Raw genomic sequence first — 18967 nt, 5'->3', positions numbered from 1 at the left:
GTTATTGAACGACTGCTTTAATACCTGAGTCAGGTTATTAATAGCAATTGAATGCGCCGGTAAATCGCGACAATGTTATGAGATGTCGGATGGCACGTTATTAGTTATTTTTAGTCGGTATCTGTTGATAGTGATGAGCGCACTTGCAGTGCTAATAAGTAGCGGGCAATACAGTGTGACCTGCAAAAATATTTATTGCCAGTCATTGAACTAGTTTTGTTTTCGGTTGTTGTCGCCTGGTTTGTGTGGATTGCGACACATCTCCACAACAACAGGCTTGACACGCTACTTGTTACTTCTCCAATCACGGACCGCGCTATGAAGATTCTGGTAACCGGTGGCGCCGGCTATATCGGCTCGCACACCACACTTGCGCTGCTTGAAGCAGGTTATGAAGTTGTCGTGCTGGATAATCTTTGCAACAGCAGCGATGCGGCACTGCATGCGGTGGAGGCCATCTGCGGTAAAAGTGCGCAGATGATTCGCGGTGATGTCTGCGACCGGGCGTTGCTTGACCGGATATTCAACGAGCATGCCATCGACGGCGTGCTGCATTTCGCCGGTCTCAAAGCGGTCGGCGAGAGCGTGCGCAAGCCGCTTGAGTATTACGAGACCAACGTCAGCGGCAGCATCACGTTGTGTCAGGCGATGGCGGCGGCGGGGGTGTTTCGCCTGGTATTCAGCTCATCGGCCACGGTCTACGGCGAGCCGGCGCAGATGCCGATCCGCGAAGACTTTCCGACCGGTACTCCGACCAATCCCTACGGGCAATCCAAGCTGATCGTCGAAAACGTTTTGCGCGATCTGTGCCAGTCCGAGCCGCGCTGGAGCATCGCCTTGCTGCGTTACTTCAATCCGATCGGCGCGCATCACAGCGGCCAGATGGGTGAAGACCCGAACGGCATTCCCAACAACCTGCTGCCTTATATCAGCCAGGTCGCGGTGGGTAGCCTGCAAGAGTTGTCGATTTTTGGCGACGATTACCCCACGGTCGACGGCACCGGTGTGCGTGATTACATCCACGTGGTTGACCTGGCGGACGGGCATTTGAAAGCCTTGCAGTCGATTTCCGGACGCAGCGGCATTCATACCTGGAACCTCGGCACCGGCGATGGCTACAGCGTGTTGCAGGTGTTGCACGCGTTCGAAAAGGCCTGCGGACAACCCGTGCCGTATCGGGTGATGCCGCGACGTTCGGGGGATATCGCCGAGAGTTGGGCCGACGCATCCAAAGCTGCGCAAGAGCTGGGCTGGAAAGCCACGCGCAACTTGCAGGACATGGTCACCGACACCTGGCGCTGGCAATCGAACCATCCGAAGGGCTATCTCCGATAATGTCGTTTTGATGCCCAATGTTAGTTTCGGTCAGGTGTTAGATATCGTCGGGAAAATACGCTGGAAATGCCTTTTGCAAGTCCGTAGATATAAACCTGCCGTTCGACTTTTATCAGTTGCGTAGGACTGTGAAAGAACAACGGATCTTGTTCGCATTTTTCGCGGACTTGAACTCTACCACCTCTAGCACCGGCCGGTTTTTAACAGGTCGAATGTTAGAAAGGAGTTGATATGAAGAAAGTGATGGCAGTTGCCCTGTTGACGATGTTGAGCAACTGGGCTGCCGCAGCTGAAGCGCCGCTTACTGCGGCGACCAATGTAGGCGGTAGTGTAGCGGCTTCGCAAGCCCCTGCAGCCAGTACTGCAATTGTCGCCAGTGCAGTAGCGGCGTCCAACAGCGGTGGCAGTGCCAACGGCGGTACCACCGGTACGACGGGTACCACCGGTACAACCGGCACGCATAACTAACAGTAGTTTTTGTTAGTGCAGTACAGGGTCGCCCGACGCAAGTCGGGTGACTTCTTTTTTTAGATCCGCCCTTGAATAGCGTAGTGCCATTATGACTCGTAGTTTTTCTCTTTTAATGTTGGCAAGTCTCGCTTTACAAGGTTGCATGTTTTCCCCGGGCCAATACCTGAGCACCAGCGACATCACCCGCCAGGGTGCCAGTGAAAGTAGCCGGGTCGAGCTGATTCCGATCACGCCCAAGCTGATCTCTACAACCCGCGCCACGCAAAAGCGCACGTCGCTGCCGCCGGAGTTGTTGACGACCCCGGCCGAGTACCGCATCGGCAATAACGATGTCCTGTACATCACGGTCTGGGATCACCCCGAGCTGACAGCGCCGTCAGGTGCGCAGCAACAGATCGATGCCAACGGCCGTCTGGTGCGCTCGGATGGCACGCTGTATTACCCGTTCATCAAGGAAGTCCAGGCCGCCGGCCGGACCATCCAGCAACTGCGCGCAGACATCGAACAACGGCTGTCGGCGTTCATCGCCGAGCCGCAGGTGGACGTCGCCGTATTGCGTTTCGCCAGTCAGAAAGTTGTGGTCACCGGCGCGGTGGTGAAGGCCGGCCCGCAGGCGATTTCGACCAACCCGCTGAGCGTGGTCGAAGCGCTGGGTTCGGCCGGCATCGATACCAGCAATGCGGATTTGTCCGGCCTGCTGCTGACGCGTAACGGGCGGATGTATCCGCTCAATCTCGACTCGCTCAATCAACAGGATTCCGAGTTGCAAGGCGTGTACCTCAAGGGCGGCGATCAGTTGTACCTGCCGTACAACGACAACAAGCGAATTTACGTCATGGGTGAAGTCAACCAGCCGCGCGCATTGAGCTTCAAGACGGCGACGATGAACCTCTCCGATGTGCTCGGTTCGGTCGGCGGCTTGAGCCAGACCACCTCCAACGGCAACGCGGTTTACGTCATTCGCGGCGTGGAAAATCTCGACGTCGAGCCGGCGAAAATCTACCAGTTGAACGCCGAGTCGCCGACAGCCATGGCGCTGGCCACGCACTTTCAAGTGCAGCCGCAGGACGTCGTGTATGTCGGGCCTGCGAACGTGACGCGCTGGAACCGCTTCATCAGCCAGTTGGTGCCGTCGGCGTCGATTGTCGGGACCGGGGCTTCCGCTGCGAAGAACTGGAGCGAATACAGTAACAACAGCAAATAAGGCCGCCGACTGTGAACACGTTGAAAGTGGGTGTCTGCCTGATGGCGGCCCTGTTGTTGTGTGGCTGTAACCCGCTGATGAGCGCGTCCCTGAACAACTTGAAATCGGCGGTGATCGGCCCTGACGAAGTGGACGTGACGCCGGCTCAGGTGGCCGAGGTCAACTACCCGCAACTCAAATTGACCACGCCGTCCGGCTCCGGGGTGCTGGCGTTGGTGCGCGAGCGTGAAGACCTGCAGTTCTGGGTCGCCTCCGGCAAGCAAGTGCTGCTGCTGCGCGATGGCCTCGCTGTGCGCAGCATTGGTCTGGGCCTTGAGGGCGATCTCGACGGCACGCGTCTGGCGGATGATTCGCCGTTCAAGTCAGGCCTGCATCAAGTCGCCGATGGCTTTACCTCTCGGCGCTGGATCGACCTCTACAAGGGCCAGGAAGTCGGGGTGATCGTCAACAGTCGTTTCACCCGCCGCTCGACGGAAACCCTCGACATTCTTGACAAGGAATACACCGTGCTACGTGTCGATGAGCAGATTGACGCCCCGGCCATCGGTCTGAGTGCGACCAATCGTTATTGGGTTGATCCGCGTGACGGTTTCATCTTCAAGAGTGAGCAGCAACTGACCTCGCAACTGCGCGTCAGAATCGTGCAACTGACACCTGATCGCAGGCATCTGCCGTGAAGCGTCTGGGCTTTTTTTCAGCGTGCCTGATGTTGATTGCCGGTGTGAGCCAGGCCGCTGTCACGGTGACGGGCGATGTCGCCAATCCCGGGCCGATTGAATTGCCGGCGGGCGGGCGCTTGTTCGATGTGATCAGCGAAGCCGTGCCCAATGCTGAAGGTTATTGGTTGGCGGGCGTGTTGCTGCGCCAGTCGTTGCTGGAGGAGCAGGCGCGGCTCAAGGCTGGCGTGCTGTTCGATCTGGATGTCTTGCAGCGCATGGCGTTGCTCTTTGACATGCCGAGCCGTGGGGCGCTGGCGCAGCGGCTGACCGAGCAAGTCCGGCAGATGCCGGTGACTGGCCGGCAGATTGCCGATCTTGATCCGGTCGCGATCGAAGTCGGCTTCGCGCGCAACATTCGTCTGGACGATGGTGATCGCCTGATCTACCCCAAGCGCGTCGACGAAGTTGAAGTGCTCGGTGCTGTCGCCGAGCCGTGCCACTTGCCCTATCAGCCGTTGCAGGAAGCCCGCGATTACCTGCAAGGCTGCTCGATCCTGAGCGATGCCGAGGCCGATTACCTGTGGCTGATCCAGCCCAACGGCGTTACGCGGCGCGTCGGTATCGCTCACTGGAATCGCGAGAGCGGGCACATTCCCGTCGCCGGTAGCAAGATTCTGGTGCCGGTCAAAAATGATGATCTTGATCCGCCTCTTCCTGAACTGAATCAGCAGTTGGCCGAATTGATTGCCACGCAATTGGCTGAGGTGGTTCGTTGAATTTTCGTTTTGCAGCTGTGTTGTTATTGCCCGTTGGTCTGGCTCATGCCGAGCCGCGTATTACTCAAAGTGACTTCGGTGGCACAGGCCTGTTGCAGACGCCGACGGCGCGCATGGCCCCGGCCGGCGAGTTGAGCGTCAACGCCAACCGCACCGAGCCTTACAGCCGTTACAGCGTTTCGTTGCAGCCACTGGATTGGCTCGAAGGCTCGTTTCGCTACACCGCGATCACCAACCGGCCGTACGGCTCCGAGGCCCTCAGCGGCAGCCAAAGCTATAAGGATAAGGCGGTCGACGCCAAGGTCCGGCTGTGGCAGGAAAGCCATTGGCTGCCCGATGTGGCGCTGGGCTTCCGAGATATCGGCGGTACCGGTTTGTTCTCCAGTGAATATTTCGTCGCCAACAAGCGCTACGACAATTTCGATTTCAGCGCCGGCATTGCCTGGGGTTACCTGGGCAATCGCGGCGACATCGACAACCCGTTGGGCTATGTGAGTGATCGCTTCGATACAAGGCCTGCGCTCGAAGGTACCGGTGACGTCAACTCGGGTTCGTACTTTCGCGGCAAGCCTTCATTCTTCGGCGGCGTGAGTTATCAGACGCCATGGGATCGCCTGAGCCTGAAACTCGAATACGAAGGCAACGACTACAAGCACGAGCCGAAGGACAACGTGATCAAACAGGACTCGCCGATCAACTTCGGCGCGGTGTTCAAGGTCGCCGATTCGGTCGACATCAGTGCGGCGTGGGAGCGCGGCAACACGGCGATGTTCGGCGTGACGTTTCACACCAATTTCGTCAGCCGCAAGGCTCCGGCCAAGACCTACGACCCAACCCCGGAACCGCTGCCGGCGAAGATGCCGACCACGTCGATGGAGCAGGTCGACTGGGCCAACGTCTCGCAACGTTTGCAGCAAAACGCCGGCTACAAGGTCGAGCGCATCACTCAGCGTGATTCCGAGCTGATCGTGTATGGCGAGCAGCAGCGTTATTTTCATTCGTCCAAAGCGGTCGGGCGGGCGAGCCGGATTCTCGACAACAGCGTCAACGACGACATCAACTGGTTCACCGTGGTCAACAAGCGCTACGACTTGCCGCTGGAAGAAACCAGCGTGCCGCGCGAAACCTTCCGTGAAGTGATCAACAACGAGGAGCCGCTGCTGTCGTTGCACCGCACCACCGAAATCAATCCGGCGATGCCGCACAACGAGAAAACCCTCTACAGCGAAGCGCCGCAGCACTTCAGTTATGGCGTGGGTCTGGGCTTCAAGCAAAACGTCGGCGGCCCGGATGGTTTTCTCTATCAAATCAGTGCCGACGCGGACGCCGAGTACCGCTTCAACCGCAACACCTGGTGGAACGGTTTGCTCAGCGCCAACCTGATCAACAACTTCGACAAATTCACCTACGACGCACCCAGCGGTTTGCCGCGTGTGCGTACGGATATGCGTCAGTACCTGACCGAGTCCGAAGTGACCATGCCGATGTTCCAGGTGAGCCATGCCGAGCAGTTGGATAAGGACCTGTATGGCATGGTTTATGGCGGTTATCTGGAGTCGATGTTTGCCGGGGTAGGGGGCGAGGTGCTGTTCCGCCCGACTGGCGAGCGCTGGTCGGTGGGCGCGGACCTCAACTACGTGCGCCAGCGTGAATACGACCAGGGTTTTGGCCTGCGCGATTACTCGGTGGTGACCGGGCATGTCACCGGTTATACCGACTTGCCGTACGACATGCTGGCGGCTGTCAGTGTCGGCCGTTACCTGGCTGGCGACTGGGGCGGCACGCTGGACATCTCTCGCGAGTTTTCCAATGGCGTACGCTTCGGAGGCTGGGCGACCATTACCACGGCCAGCAGCGCCGAGTACGGTGAAGGTAGCTTCGACAAGGGGCTCTATCTGTCGATTCCGTTCGACGAAATGATGAGCATGTCGACCATGCGCCGCGCCAACCTGGTCTGGGCACCGCTGACCCGAGACGGCGGCGCGCGGCTCAATCGCGGTTATCAACTGCACTCGATGACCGATAGCCGCGATGACGATATGTTCTATCGCAACTTTGAGAAGATCACTGAGTAATGACTGGTCTTGCGAGGACTCAACCTGTGTGGCTGGCTTGCCAGCCGACCAGTTTTTGCAGGTGTGCTCAGTTCAACTGTGGGAGCGAGCTTGCTCGCGAAGGCGTCCGCTTGGTTGATGATGTTTTTGTTGGTTGGGGTACATATCCGTTGCTGCGGTAACGGCTTCTCAGGGTTCCGCCCTTACGGCGGGTCACCTTTTCCAAACGCCGAAAAGGTAACCCAAAAGGCTTTGCCCTGACGTCCGGCCCGCTCGCTAAAGCTCGGGGTTCCTTCGCTCCGGGATCCATCCGGGGCATCGATTCCGGTTTGCTTCGCTGCACCTCCTTTCGATGTACTCCCCGGATGAATCCCTGCACTCAGCCTCCCGACGGGCCTTTTGGATCAAGAGCTGCACTCGAGCTAACGCTCATTGTGTTGAGTGGTTAGAAGCGAGGGCGGTGGGGGGTGTGTTTTTGCTTTTTTGTGGGAGCTTGCCAGCGATGGCGGCGGCACATTCAGCACTGATGTTGACTGACTGACCTACCGCAATCTGGCAAGCCATCCCCACAGGGTCATTCGCCGCGGCCCCCAACTCGGATCCACCACAAATCCCTGTAGGAGCTGCGGAACGCTGCGATCTTTTGATCCTGATCTTTACGATCAAAAGATCGCAGCCTCGTTTCACTCGACAGCTGCTACAGGATCAGATGTCACCCACCAAATCCCGTCCCGCCATATTTCCCCTGTAGGAGTGAGCCTGCTCGCGATAGCGTCAGATCAGCCGACATCAGTCGCCTGACCCACCGCTATCGCGAGCAGGCTCACTCCTACATGGGTTCTGTGCCCGACCACGAAACCTCAGGCACACCGAGATTTTGTGGGAGCTGGCTTGCCAGCGATGACAGCGGCACATTCAGCACTGATGTTGACTGACCTACCGCAATCGCTGGCAAGCCATCCCCACAGGGTCATTCGCCGCAGCCCCAGATTCGGATCCACCACAAATCCCCTGTAGGAGCTGCGGAACGCTGCGATCTTTTGATCCTGATCTTTACGATCAAAAGATCGCAGCCTCGTTTTACTCGACAGCTCCTACGGGGTCATATGTCACCCACCAAATCCCGTCCACCCTATTTCCCCTGTAGGAGTGAGCCTGCTCGCGATAGCGTCAGACCAGCCGATATCAGTCGCCTGACCCACCGCTATCGCGAGCAGGCTCACTCCTACATGGGTTCTGTGCCCGACCACGAAACCTCAGGCAGGCCGAGATTTTGTGGGAGCTGGCTTGCCAGCGATGGCGGCGGCACATTCAGCACTGATGTTGACTGACCTACCGCAATCGCTGGCAAGCCATCCCCACAGGGTCATTCGCCGCAGCCCCAAATTCGGATCCACCACAAATCCCCTGTAGGAGCTGCGGAACGCTGCGATCTTTTGATCCTGATCTTTACGATCAAAAGATCGCAGCCTCGTTTCACTCGACAGCTCCTACGGGGTCATATGTCACCCACCAAATCCCGTCCCGCCATATTTCCCCTGTAGGAGTGAGCCTGCTCGCAATAGCGTCAGACCAGCCGATATCAGTCGCCTGACCCACCGCTATCGCGAGCAGGCTCACTCCTACATGGGTTCTGTGCCCGACCACGAAACCTCAGGCACACCGAGATTTTGTGGGGGCTGGCTTGCCAGCGATGGCGGCGGCACATTCAGCACTGATGTTGACTGACCTACCGCAATCGCTGGCAAGCCATCCCCACAGGGTCATTCGCCGCAGCCCCCAACTCGGATCCACCACAAATCCCCTGTAGGAGCTGCGGAACGCTGCGATCTTTTGATCCTGATCTTTACGATCAAAAGATCGCAACCTCGTTTTACTCGACAGCTCCTACAGGGTCATATGTCCCCCACCAAATCCCTTCCCACCCTATTTCCCCTGTAGGAGTGAGCCTGCTCGCGATAGCGTCAGATCAGCCGACATCAGTCGCCTGACCCACCGCCATCGCGAGCAGGCTCACTCCTACATGGGTTCTGTGCCCGACCACGAAACCTCAGGCACACCGAGATTTTGTGGGAGCTGGCTTGCCAGCGATGGCGGCGGCACATTCAACGGCAATGTTGGCTGCCCCCAAAATCCCAGGCACAAAAAAGGGGACTTTCGTCCCCCTGCGGTCATGCATTGCGTAACGCCAACCTTCAGTAAATATCCTTCGACAACAACGTAAATGGTGTCTTCACCAGGATCTTCAGGTCCAGCCACAGCGACCAGCTGTTGATGTACTGCAGGTCAATCTCGACGCGTCGCTGCATCTTGTCGATGGTATCGGTCTCACCCCGGCAGCCGCTGATTTGGGCGAGGCCGGTAATGCCTGGCTTAATCCGATGACGCGCCATGTAAGCGAGGATTTTTCCCGAGTAGAAATTGTTGTGCGCAACCGCATGTGGACGTGGGCCGACCAGCGCCATGTGCCCTTGCAGCACGTTGAACAATTGCGGCAATTCATCCAGCGAAGTGCGGCGGATGAAGCGTCCGACAGCGGTGATGCGCGAGTCGTTGCGGCTGGCCTGTTTGACCTCTTTGTCATCGTGCACGCTCATTGAGCGGAACTTCCAGACCTTGATCACCTTGCCATTCCAGCCGTGGCGATCCTGCTTGAAGAACACCGGACCCGGCGAGTTGATCTTCACGGCCAAGGCAATGATCGCCAGCACCGGACTCAACATGATGATTGCCAGCAGCGCGACGCTTTTCTCCATCAGGCTTTTGCTCAGTGCAGCGGTCGGGCGGCTGGTCAGCGGGCTCTCGTTCAGGTAGATCGCCGGCAGGCCGTCCACGACTTTCACCGAATGATTGAGCAGCGTCAGGCTGTTCAGATCCGGCACCCAGACCACATCCACGTTGGCGCCGAGCAAGTCGACATACATGGCTTCGATTTTCGCCGCTTCCGACAGCGGCAGGGTGATGTACAAACGGCGGATATCGTGGGCTTCGATCAACGCCAGCAGATCTTCCTGGGCGCCGACCACGCGAGGTGCATCCGACGTAAGCGAAGGCACCACGCCGTTACTGATCAACCCTACCAGCGGCAGGTTTTCAATTTGGCTCAGCTTCTTCGCCAGCCCCAGCGCCAGCTCACCTGTGCCGACGATCAGGGTCTTGTGCTCGCTTTTACGCGAACGCTGGTAGAACTTCGAAAACGCATGTAACGGCGCGTACAACAATGCCTGGCCAAGGAAGCCGTACACCGCCCAACTGAGGATCACCTGTCGGGAAAACAACTCATCGGCCTTGCACAAAAACGCGATGAAAGCCAACGCCGCCATGGTCATGGACCAGCCCATGAACAAGCGTCCCAGCCCCGTCAGATAATTATCCCGTTTACGATAAACGCCACTGAACGTGTAAGCCGGCACTGATGCCAGTACCGCCAGCGTTGCACACATCCGGTAGTAGAACGCGACGGTTCCCGTGTGCTGTTCCGCCAATACAAACAGCAGGGCTACGATAAAGCCCTGCGCCAGCGCCCATTGTCCCCAGAAGGTAAGTCCCTTGAGGCCCGTGCTTCGATTGATACTAAGAGAAAGATCCATACGATATCCCCAAAAGACGTCCATTCAGGTTTCAACAGTTGAAAGCCGAGTTGTTAGTCAGATTTATTGTTTTTGTTCTATTGAGTGTTCTGAAAGTAACAACGTCGATAGGCCGAACTGTCGTCAGTCAATAGACTAATTTATTGTCGGGAATGGTGTCTGACGAGTTCTAACAAGATGGCACAATGCCAACTTTTTAATAATTAAATAGTCGGTTGTTAGAAAAGGTCGCAGAGGAGGGGGTGAATAGTGGTTGTTGTATTTGTTACTGTTAGACGGTGGAGGCAGGGATTTTTTAATCAGGGAGATGGAACCAAACAGAGTGCTCTTGTTGTTTTTGTAATCGCACTGTTATCTGTTTGTGTGTTCGCAGATATCGCCTGTGTTTACGCGACGATGTCCTGGATGAGGCAATAACCGCGATTTCTTACGGCACGGAACAGTCGCTCACCTTGGCTGGCGCTTTTGAATTTGTCTTGCAGACGACTCAGGCACATTTCCAGTCCGCGATACTGCTCCGGCTCTCGGCCGATGCTCAGGATCAAGTCATCTCGACTGACAACCCGCTCTTCGTGATTGAGCATTTTTCTAACCAGTGCAGTTTCCAGCCCGGTAAGACTGATCTCGACATCGTTTTTGACCAATGCGCCTTGATCATTATCCAGATGCCAGGTTTCGGTACACGGCGTGACGCCTTCTACACCAGCAGACAGTTTGCCGGATTCGCCAGTTATGGCCGGGGCGCTGCGAAAGGGATTGCTTGATTGTGCTGCCCGCCACTCGGATTCGAGTGTCGCCAATATACGCTGGGTGTCATGTTCAATCGTGCGGGCAACGTGCTTTCGGGTGCCGCTTGGGTAAGTGAACTCCATCAACATGGGAGCGGAAGAGGGCGAAGTAGCACCTTCAATAAACATTTGTGCCTGAGACGTGCCCAGTGAATTGAAGCGCTCGCTGGACAGGATGTTCTCGAGTTCACGTTGCGACGCTGTACTGTTGGTCACGACAACAAAATATTTTCTGGGGAGGGTTGTACTAGTTTCCATGTCTCTCTCCTTAACTGCGCACCAAAATTGGTTAAAAGGTAAATCGGCAGGCGAGCAATGACTTCCTTGGAAGTAATCGACAGGCAGGGTCTGGGCCCGAAATTGGCCCTCGATAAGTTCCACTCGTTCTGCTGCTATGTTGTTGGGTTTATTGTTATATTGTTGCGCTCATTCGATCGCTTTTTTATAGGTTGGCGTGAAGTGAAACCAGAGATATATCGTTGCATCAGACGATCCTTCGTGAGTATGCAAAAGGGATGGTTGCCCGAGACTCAGGCAGTCGATATCAGGCCCCGCATCAGGCGATAGCCATAGCCGCGGATGCTCTGAATCGCGTTTGTACCATACACGTCCTTGATTTTTCCACGCAAGCGACTGATGGACTTCTCCAGCGCACGAGGATCGTAGAAATTGGGATTGAGCCCCATGATGTTGGCGATTTCATCATGGCTGAGAATGTGATTATTGCTTTGCGCAAACGCTTCAAGGATTTTCATCTCGGCAAACGAGATGTCCAGCCTTTTGTTAGTGCTCAGCAGACAGATCCGAGTCGGATCAAGAGTCAGATTGATGTCTCTTTGCCATTCTTCACTGCTGAAGAACTCTCCCAGCGACTCGGCGCCGTCATCGGAGAGGGTATTGAGTTTGATACAGAAGTCGGCACCGGCAAGGAAGTACTTGATCTTGTTGAAAGCGCCGCGACCTGTGATTACTGCACAAATGAGCGGTTTCAAGTTGTCGTTGCGCAGGTTTTCGACCAGCGCAAGATTGTCTTCGAGTGCCTGTGGGCTGTCGATGACAATGAAGATTGCTCGATACAAGGCAGAATCTTCATTCTGCATATAGGCATCAGTGTACGAGTTGGCTTCAAGCGCCATATCGGTTCGCACAAGCTTTGTGAGTAGCGCACTAAAATGTTCCGCCACGCCACGGGTTCGACCCAGAGTGAGTACACCTGGTACGTCGATTGTCGGGCGCGGACTTCTAGTCGCCAAGTTCCCTGAGAGCATCATGCATTGACTCGAAATTAGGTGCTGACATCGGGATGTTAAAGCACCGGTTCTCATCTGTGACTGACAATTGGTAACATTTACGCCGTTTTTAGACGTGGCTCCCGAGTTTTCTAACAATAAATAAGCTTTTCAAGCTTTTAGTTGATTTTCTCGGGATCGTGAACTAGTGAGTTAGTGGTGGCAATATGAAATTGTGCCACTATTTTGAACTCATGGCGACATCTTTGTTTATGTCCATTGGCCACTGTATGGCCACCCGCCGATAATGTGAGGTAGATCACATTTTATTGACGCAATGAAATTTTTCCTACTAAGTGCCTAAATAATTTCACATTAGTTCGTACACGGACGTTTATTAACATGGCTTGAGTGTGTCTTTTGATAAGACGTAATCTCCTTGGCTAACAAGAGCAAAAGATCGCAGCCTTCGGCAGCTCCTACAGGTGAATGCTTTCCAAATGTAGGCGCTGCCGAAGGCTGCGATCTTTTGATCTTTGTATTATTTCAGATACTCAATCCCTGAGTGTTATCGACCAGTCGCTCACCAAGAGCGCTCTGACGGAGGATTAATGGATTTCTGGACCTTTTTCCAGGTGTTGATTTTGGGTGCAGTAGAAGGCCTCACCGAGTTCTTGCCGATCTCTAGTACTGGTCACCAGATTATCGTTGCCGACTTATTGGAGTTCGGTGGCGAACGCGCCATGGCGTTCAACATCATTATTCAATTGGGTGCCATTCTTGCCGTCGTCTGGGAATTCCGGCCGAAGATCTTCGAAATCGTCAAAGGCCTGCCGACCGAGCGCAACGCTCAGCGTTTCACCCTCAACCTGTTGATCGCCTTTCTGCCGGCCGTGGTTCTGGGTGTGCTCTTCGCTGACGCCATTCATCACTACCTGTTTAACCCGATCACAGTCGCCGTCGCTTTGGTTGTCGGCGGTATCGTGATGTTGTGGGCCGAACAGCGCAGCCACGTGATTCGCGTCGAGCATGTCGATGACATGCGCTGGTCTGACGCGCTTAAGGTAGGTTTCGTACAGTGCCTGGCGATGATTCCCGGCACATCGCGTTCCGGATCTACCATCATCGGTGGCCTGTTGTTCGGTTTGTCGCGCAAAGCAGCCACAGAGTTCTCCTTTTTCCTGGCCATGCCGACCATGGTCGGTGCCGCGGTGTACTCAGGCTACAAATACCGCGACCTGTTCCAGCAAAGCGACCTGCCGGTCTTCGCCTTGGGCTTCGTCACCGCATTCATCTTCGCCATGATCGCCGTGCGCGGCTTGCTCAAGTTCATCGCCAATCACAGCTATGCCGCGTTCGCCTGGTATCGAATCGCGTTTGGCTTGTTGATTCTGGCCACGTGGATGTTTGGCTGGGTGAACTGGACGGCGGCTGCGGCGAGCTGATTACTGGCTGCTGATCAGCGCGGCGACGGCGAGGTCGTTTAACTCGCTGTCGGGGGATTCCTGACGAAAACGCTGCAGTGCCGAGGTGAAATACGCGGCTTGCAGCATGCCGTCGCTGGCGAGGTAATAGCGCGACGCTTCGATTTCCTCTACCGAATAAACACGTTTTTTCAGACCGGACATGTCCGACATCCCATCGACCGTGATCATCGTCGTCGTGAAAACCAGAAAGCCAGACATTTGGGTTGATTCAAAAGGGCCATCTTCCCCATCACCGCACCCTTTCAAAAAATCGCAACTGGCGCAGGCGGTGGCAGGGACGGTAAGGAGTAAAGCGAGGAGGGTGAATCGCTTGAATAAAACACGGCTAAACGCGGGCATAAACAAAAGACATCCTGTCGGTACAACAAAACCGCGAGCAACGCTCATTCGTTGCCCGCACATTCAACGCGTCGATCAACGACCCGCCAACAACTCCGCGGCCTGATCCAGCAACGCCAACGGATCCTTGGCCTTGTGGATATCCACCGACAACAACTGCCGAAACTTGCGCGCCCCCGGAAACCCGGTGCCCAGGCCCAACACATGCCGCGTGATGTGATGCATCGACCCACCGGCCAGCAAATGCTCGGCTATATAAGGTCGCAACTGCGCCAGCGCTTCCGCGCGGCTGATCACCGGCGCCGAACTGCCGAACAACTGCTGATCCACCTCCGCCAGCAGATACGGATTGTGATAAGCCTCACGCCCCAACATCACACCGTCGAACGTCTGCAAATGCTCATGGCAGGCCTCCATCGTCTTGATCCCGCCGTTCAACACAAACTCCAACTCCGGAAAATCCGCCTTCAACCGCGCCGCCACGTCATAGCGCAACGGCGGAATGTCGCGATTCTCCTTCGGCGACAACCCCTCCAGAATCGCAATCCGCGCATGCACCGTAAAACTGGTACACCCGGCATCCCGCACCGTCCCGACGAAATCACACAGCTCCTCGTAACTGTCCCGCCCATTAATCCCGATCCGATGCTTAACCGTCACCGGAATCGACACCGCATCACGCATCGCCTTCACACAATCCGCCACCAATTGAGGGTGACCCATCAGGCACGCGCCGATCATGTTGTTCTGCACGCGATCGCTTGGGCAACCGACGTTGAGATTCACCTCGTCGTAACCGTGCTCCTGCGCCATGCGGGCGCAAGCGGCCAGATCGAGTGGCACGCTACCGCCTAGCTGCAAGGCCAACGGGTGTTCGGCTTCGTTGTGACGGAGGAAGCGTTCGTGATCGCCATTGAGCAGCGCACCGGTGGTGACCATCTCGGTGTAGAGCAGGGCGTTCTTCGACAGGAGGCGTAGGAAGAAACGGCAATGGCGGTCGGTCCAATCCATCATCGGGGCGACGGAGAAGCGGCGGGAGAGTGGGGCGGGTTTTAGAGGCATTGGGGGAATCTGGATCAGAGGGGCGAAGGTGAGGGAGTTTATCAGGAATGGGGTCGGCAGAGCCTTACGCACTTTGATCGATGTGGCATTGCTTGGTGATGACACGCCGACGCTGGTCGGCTGAGTATCGTGATTTGCACCAGATCGTGCCTGAAACTACTCATTTTCGATAGTGCGCGGAGATCTCTCTCCAAATGTATTTGTATCGGAACTCAAGCCAGCGGATTAACAGTTTGTCTATCTGACGTCGAAAGCGACTACTTGCTCGGGCTTCCAACATTTGCGCTATGTCAGAGTTTAATTGCCCTCGGTTAAATGCAGACCAGATGGTTGGAATCACTGTCTCAAGATTCGTGTGGCAGACAGGTGCGACTTCCTCGTAGAGCATTCGTTTTATTTCTAGCGGGTCGTAATCTTCGGTCTGTCGGGCGATAGATTTGTAGTCCACCTCATTGTCGACGAACGCATCGGACAATGCCCAGTAGATGTCATATCGATCTTTTGCAGTCATTGTGCGATTGAAATTAGCGTTGATCGTTTTCATCGCGAAAACGTCGTCAACGACTTTGAATTCTGGTCGTACATGAGGGGCCGGGGTTTCAATGTGATACGCGTGGCTGGCTTTGCCATGTTTGACTTCCTGTCATCGAATTAACCGCTGGCGACTGTATCAGACTTGCTTTGGTCAGTGACGGGCGACAATGCACGCGTCATTTTTCGTCAATTTAAACAGCAATGCTTGCTCTTGTTTAAATGAATCACGCTGGCACAACCCGAGCCCTACACCACCTTGCGCCACCCCCTACACGTAAGACAGAATCCGCCGGCTTGTACGTCTAGCTCGCGGGTTCTATCGTCTGACGGTCACTGAAAAACAGTGATCGGGTTTGGTAGACCCGCAGCACTGACGCATTGCGTCACCTCATGCAGTTGCATTTTTGCGGCTGGATTTATGGTGGCCATGCTCAGGGCTTCTTCGGAAGCGCCGGTTCCAGTGCTCCGGTCTACCAACCTGTGTATGGCCACCACCCCTCGTTTGGTAGCGAGAGTGGATGGCTCCCATTTTATAAGTGCTGGAGTTCCATCTATGTTCAAACCAACACCCAACCCACCAGAAACCGATCCCGCATCCCCCTACGAATCCCCCAATTCCAAAAAACTCCACGAAGCCGCCGAGCGCGCGCTCGATCACTATCTCCTTCCCGCCAGCCAAATCATGGCCAGCACCGACGAGCCCGAACGCATGTACCTCGCCAATCCGAAGTACGACATGGAATCCCTGTTGGCCAATGCCTGCGAAACCCTGGGTTCTGCCTCCGAGATGCTCAACAACTTTGCCGCGACGCTGGATAACTCGCGCCGCAAATCTGCGCTAGGCATTGCGCAGGTGGTGATGTTGGCGGAGTTGGCGGTGAATCAGGCGTTGGATAAGGTTGAAATCAAGCCGTAAACCAGTGTCCCTCTGTGGCATGCGGCACGCCGTTGCTGCAGAGGGGCGGGGTTCTGAATTGGCATTTTCGGCGTCTTTTTGCGCCAGTAGCGATGTGCCACAATTCGTGATGGCAATGCGTCATCATGCCGGGCTAAAAGTTCACTTCCTGTACAAAAATAAAAAGTTGTACAAGTTTTCCTAAAGTTTATAGCATCCCTTCCAGATACTTTGCTGAATCGATAAATCTTGCGTGCAGACGCTCTGTTTGCGACGTCACGGGTTTGTCTGCCGATGCTCGCGTCGGGTTTCTCTTTGACGCATCAACAGCATCGCATTTTGCATTTCCGGGACAGCTGGAGCGTCCCGTATTACGCCTTGGATGACGACCCCCCGAATGTCTGGACGGTGACCGCGGTTGCCAAAGATCTATTTTTTGTGCCCGGCGTTTCGCGTCAGGGCGTTTGAGGCTGAATATGGCAGTAGCATCGAATTTCCTGGGTGACATCAAAGTTTCCCGCAAGCTGGGAACCGGTTTTGGCATTCTGTTGCTGGCCGTTTTGGCGGTTGCCTTCATTGGCTATAACAGCAACAGCGTGCTGGTTGATCGCTTGAGTACGACGCGTCTGATTGGCACGTTGAATGACGCTACGCAAGATATGCGTCTGTCCGAGAAACAGTACGAAGCCGCCGCTGACGCCGCTTTCGCCGACTCTTATCACGCGCAGCTGAATGTTTTGCAGGGCCTTGTGAGCAAGGCGCTGGAAACGTTGACGCGTGCTGAAAACCAGCAAGCCTTGAAGGCGTTGCAAGCCACGATTGTTACCTATGACCAGAAGGTAAAGCGCCTGATCGATGCCGATAAGTCGACGACGGATGCCCTGAAACCGTTGGGTGCGCTGTCGGACAAGTACGCGCAGACCTTTGGCGACATGCTTGAAAGCACTACGAGCGGTGCCTTGGCGTCCGCCGATGGCGAACGCGTGCGGGAGCTGCGCACGGTGGCCGATTTGCGCTACGGCATGACCACGTTTCGCCTGATGTTGCGCCGTTACATTGCGGTGCCCAACGACGCGAACAAAAAAGTGCTGATGGACACCATCGACACGTTCCTGAGCGATATCACCAAAGCGCGTTCCAGCCTGCCGGCGACCCTGTCGAGTCAACTGGAAGAAGCGCACGCGGGCATCCGTCGTTATCGCGAAGTATTGATGGAAGTGGCCGGGCTGTTTGAGCAGAAGCAGAACATGCGCGAGCAGGTCGACCAGGAAAGCAAGGCGATGGACAAGATCATGACTGGCCTGATGGACACCCAGCAGCGCCTGGCGCGTGAAGATCAGCGCTCAGCCTTTATCCAGATGGCTGTATTGACCGTGTTGGCGCTGGTGATCGGACTGTTTGCTTCGGTGGTCATCTCGCGGCAGATCACTTCGCCGCTGGCGCTGACGGTTGATCTGGCTCGGCGTATTGCCAAAGGCGATCTGACGGTACAGGCCAAATCAAACCGTAAAGATGAGTTGGGCGATCTGCAAAATGCGATGCAGGACATGGCGCAGAACCTGAACACGCTGGTTCAAGGTATCGGCAATGGTGTGACGCATATTTCCACTTCTGCGGAAAAACTCTCGGCCATGAGCGAGCAGACCAGCGCGGGTGTGCGTCAGCAGAAAAGTGAAGTGGATCAAGTCGCCACGGCGATGCATGAAATGGCCTCGACCGTGCAGGAAGTTGCGCGTAACACGACCGATGCGTCCGCTGCCGCGACCTTGGCCGATCAACAGGCGCGTCACGGCAGTACGGTGGTGAAGCAGGCGACGGCGCAGATCAGTGAGCTCGCGGTGGCCATTGAAGAGTTGGGCGGTGCGATGAACGTGCTGTCTCAGGACAGTGAGCAGATCGGCAAAGTGATCGATGTGATCAAAGCCGTTGCGGAGCAGACCAATCTGCTCGCGTTGAACGCCGCTATCGAAGCGGCGCGAGCGGGGGAGCAGGGTCGTGGTTTCGCCGTGGTGGCAGACGAAGTGCGTTCGTTGGCCCAGCGGACACAGGACTCGACCAAGGAAATCGAAGCGCTGATCGTCACCCTGCAACAGGGCACGCAAGCGGCTTCTGCGCTGATGGCTTCCAGCCGCGAGCGCACTCTCGATACGGTGGAGTTGGCGCAGAAAGCCGAGTTGGCGATTACCGAGATCAATCAGTCCATCGGCACGATCCAGGAAATGAGCTTGCAGATCTCGGCCGCGGCCGAGCAGCAAAGTGCAGTGGCCGACGAGATCAATCGCAGCATCGTCAGCGTGCGTGATGTGGCCGACCAGTCGGCGGTTGCCAGCGAAGAGAGTGCGGCCGCGACAATTGAGCTGGCGTCGCTGGGGCAGGACCTGCAGCGAATGACCGCGCATTTCCGCACCTGATTCGGTGAGCGATGAGCCCACGGCACCTTCACAATATTCAGGCGCCGTTGGGCTGCAGTTATGGCTGGTTGGCACATAACCCGAGCAGCTGTTTATTTATCACCATGGAGGGTTACAACCCGTTATCAGAGGG

Annotated in this window: 15 protein-coding genes and 1 pseudogene; 10 read left to right on the top strand and 6 right to left on the bottom strand. The window is 55.9% G+C overall.

Annotated features, from left to right (window positions below; all coding sequences use genetic code 11):
- Positions 1-318: 318 nt before the first annotated feature.
- The 6 genes from galE (at position 319) to ICA15_RS10095 (ending at position 6520) form a co-directional block, all read left to right on the top strand.
- Positions 319-1335, top strand: coding sequence for a UDP-glucose 4-epimerase GalE (gene galE / locus ICA15_RS10120; RefSeq protein ID WP_210553160.1), 1017 nt, complete (start codon positions 319-321; stop codon positions 1333-1335).
- A 231-nt stretch (positions 1336-1566) separates the two neighbouring features.
- Complete coding sequence (locus ICA15_RS10115) at positions 1567-1803, top strand: hypothetical protein (protein ID WP_210553159.1); 237 nt, start codon at positions 1567-1569, stop codon at positions 1801-1803.
- Positions 1804-1948: 145 nt separating this feature from the next.
- Entirely contained in the window at positions 1949-3010 is a 1062-nt protein-coding gene (locus ICA15_RS10110) for a polysaccharide biosynthesis/export family protein (RefSeq protein ID WP_224450871.1), read from the top strand.
- 11 nt (positions 3011-3021) lie between these two features.
- Positions 3022-3687, top strand: coding sequence for a YjbF family lipoprotein (locus ICA15_RS10105; RefSeq protein WP_150604473.1), 666 nt, complete (start codon positions 3022-3024; stop codon positions 3685-3687).
- A gap of 29 nt (positions 3688-3716) precedes the next feature.
- Positions 3717-4445, top strand: a complete 729-nt coding sequence (locus ICA15_RS10100) for a capsule biosynthesis GfcC family protein (RefSeq protein ID WP_210553206.1) — start codon at positions 3717-3719, stop codon at positions 4443-4445.
- Positions 4442-6520 (top strand): YjbH domain-containing protein, encoded by a 2079-nt coding sequence (locus ICA15_RS10095; protein ID WP_210553157.1) that lies wholly within the window; start codon positions 4442-4444, stop codon positions 6518-6520. Before ICA15_RS10100 ends, ICA15_RS10095 begins: the two co-directional genes overlap by 4 nt.
- A gap of 2174 nt (positions 6521-8694) precedes the next feature.
- On the opposite strand, the gene ICA15_RS10090 is transcribed toward ICA15_RS10095, so the two are convergent.
- The 3 genes from ICA15_RS10090 to ICA15_RS10080 form a co-directional block, all read right to left on the bottom strand.
- Positions 8695-10089 carry an undecaprenyl-phosphate glucose phosphotransferase gene (locus ICA15_RS10090; RefSeq protein WP_210553156.1) on the bottom strand — a complete coding sequence of 465 codons (1395 nt, stop codon included), beginning with the start codon at positions 10087-10089 and terminating at the stop codon, positions 8695-8697.
- Between the two features lie 386 nt (positions 10090-10475).
- Complete coding sequence (locus tag ICA15_RS10085; protein ID WP_150604522.1) at positions 10476-11135, bottom strand: transcriptional regulator; 660 nt, start codon at positions 11133-11135, stop codon at positions 10476-10478.
- 272 nt (positions 11136-11407) lie between these two features.
- Entirely contained in the window at positions 11408-12148 is a 741-nt protein-coding gene (locus ICA15_RS10080; protein WP_150617589.1) for a winged helix-turn-helix domain-containing protein, read from the bottom strand.
- A gap of 569 nt (positions 12149-12717) precedes the next feature.
- On the opposite strand from ICA15_RS10080, the gene ICA15_RS10075 reads away from it, so the two are divergent.
- Positions 12718-13551 carry an undecaprenyl-diphosphate phosphatase gene (locus tag ICA15_RS10075; protein WP_210553155.1) on the top strand — a complete coding sequence of 278 codons (834 nt, stop codon included), beginning with the start codon at positions 12718-12720 and terminating at the stop codon, positions 13549-13551.
- Here ICA15_RS10075 and ICA15_RS10070 read toward each other — a convergent pair whose 3' ends face one another.
- The 3 genes from ICA15_RS10070 to ICA15_RS10060 all read right to left on the bottom strand — a co-directional run bounded on the left by ICA15_RS10070 (position 13552) and on the right by ICA15_RS10060 (position 15538).
- Complete coding sequence (locus tag ICA15_RS10070) at positions 13552-13980, bottom strand: DUF2388 domain-containing protein (protein WP_224450870.1); 429 nt, start codon at positions 13978-13980, stop codon at positions 13552-13554. It lies immediately after the preceding gene.
- A 27-nt stretch (positions 13981-14007) separates the two neighbouring features.
- The gene (gene dusA / locus ICA15_RS10065) at positions 14008-14994 is read right to left on the bottom strand and encodes a tRNA dihydrouridine(20/20a) synthase DusA (RefSeq protein WP_210553154.1); all 987 of its coding nucleotides are present in this window, start codon (positions 14992-14994) and stop codon (positions 14008-14010) included.
- A gap of 160 nt (positions 14995-15154) precedes the next feature.
- Positions 15155-15538 carry a hypothetical protein gene (locus ICA15_RS10060; RefSeq protein WP_224450869.1) on the bottom strand — a complete coding sequence of 128 codons (384 nt, stop codon included), beginning with the start codon at positions 15536-15538 and terminating at the stop codon, positions 15155-15157.
- A 543-nt stretch (positions 15539-16081) separates the two neighbouring features.
- Between ICA15_RS10060 and ICA15_RS10055 the strand changes: the two genes are divergently transcribed.
- The 3 genes and pseudogenes from ICA15_RS10055 (at position 16082) to ICA15_RS28595 (ending at position 18834) form a co-directional block, all read left to right on the top strand.
- Entirely contained in the window at positions 16082-16444 is a 363-nt protein-coding gene (locus ICA15_RS10055; RefSeq protein ID WP_047300644.1) for a DUF6124 family protein, read from the top strand.
- Positions 16445-16899: 455 nt separating this feature from the next.
- Positions 16900-17976: pseudogene (locus ICA15_RS28600) on the top strand (methyl-accepting chemotaxis protein); the annotation flags it as partial.
- A complete protein-coding gene (locus ICA15_RS28595; RefSeq protein WP_395602944.1) occupies positions 17962-18834 on the top strand; it encodes a methyl-accepting chemotaxis protein in 873 nt (290 codons plus the stop codon). The pseudogene ICA15_RS28600 and the gene ICA15_RS28595, both read left to right, overlap by 15 nt.
- Positions 18835-18967 lie beyond the last annotated feature (133 nt).

It is taken from the genome of Pseudomonas sp. P116 (assembly GCF_020149425.1).
Lineage (GTDB): Bacteria > Pseudomonadota > Gammaproteobacteria > Pseudomonadales > Pseudomonadaceae > Aquipseudomonas > Aquipseudomonas anatoliensis.
This window is presented reverse-complemented; position numbering and strand designations above follow the sequence as displayed.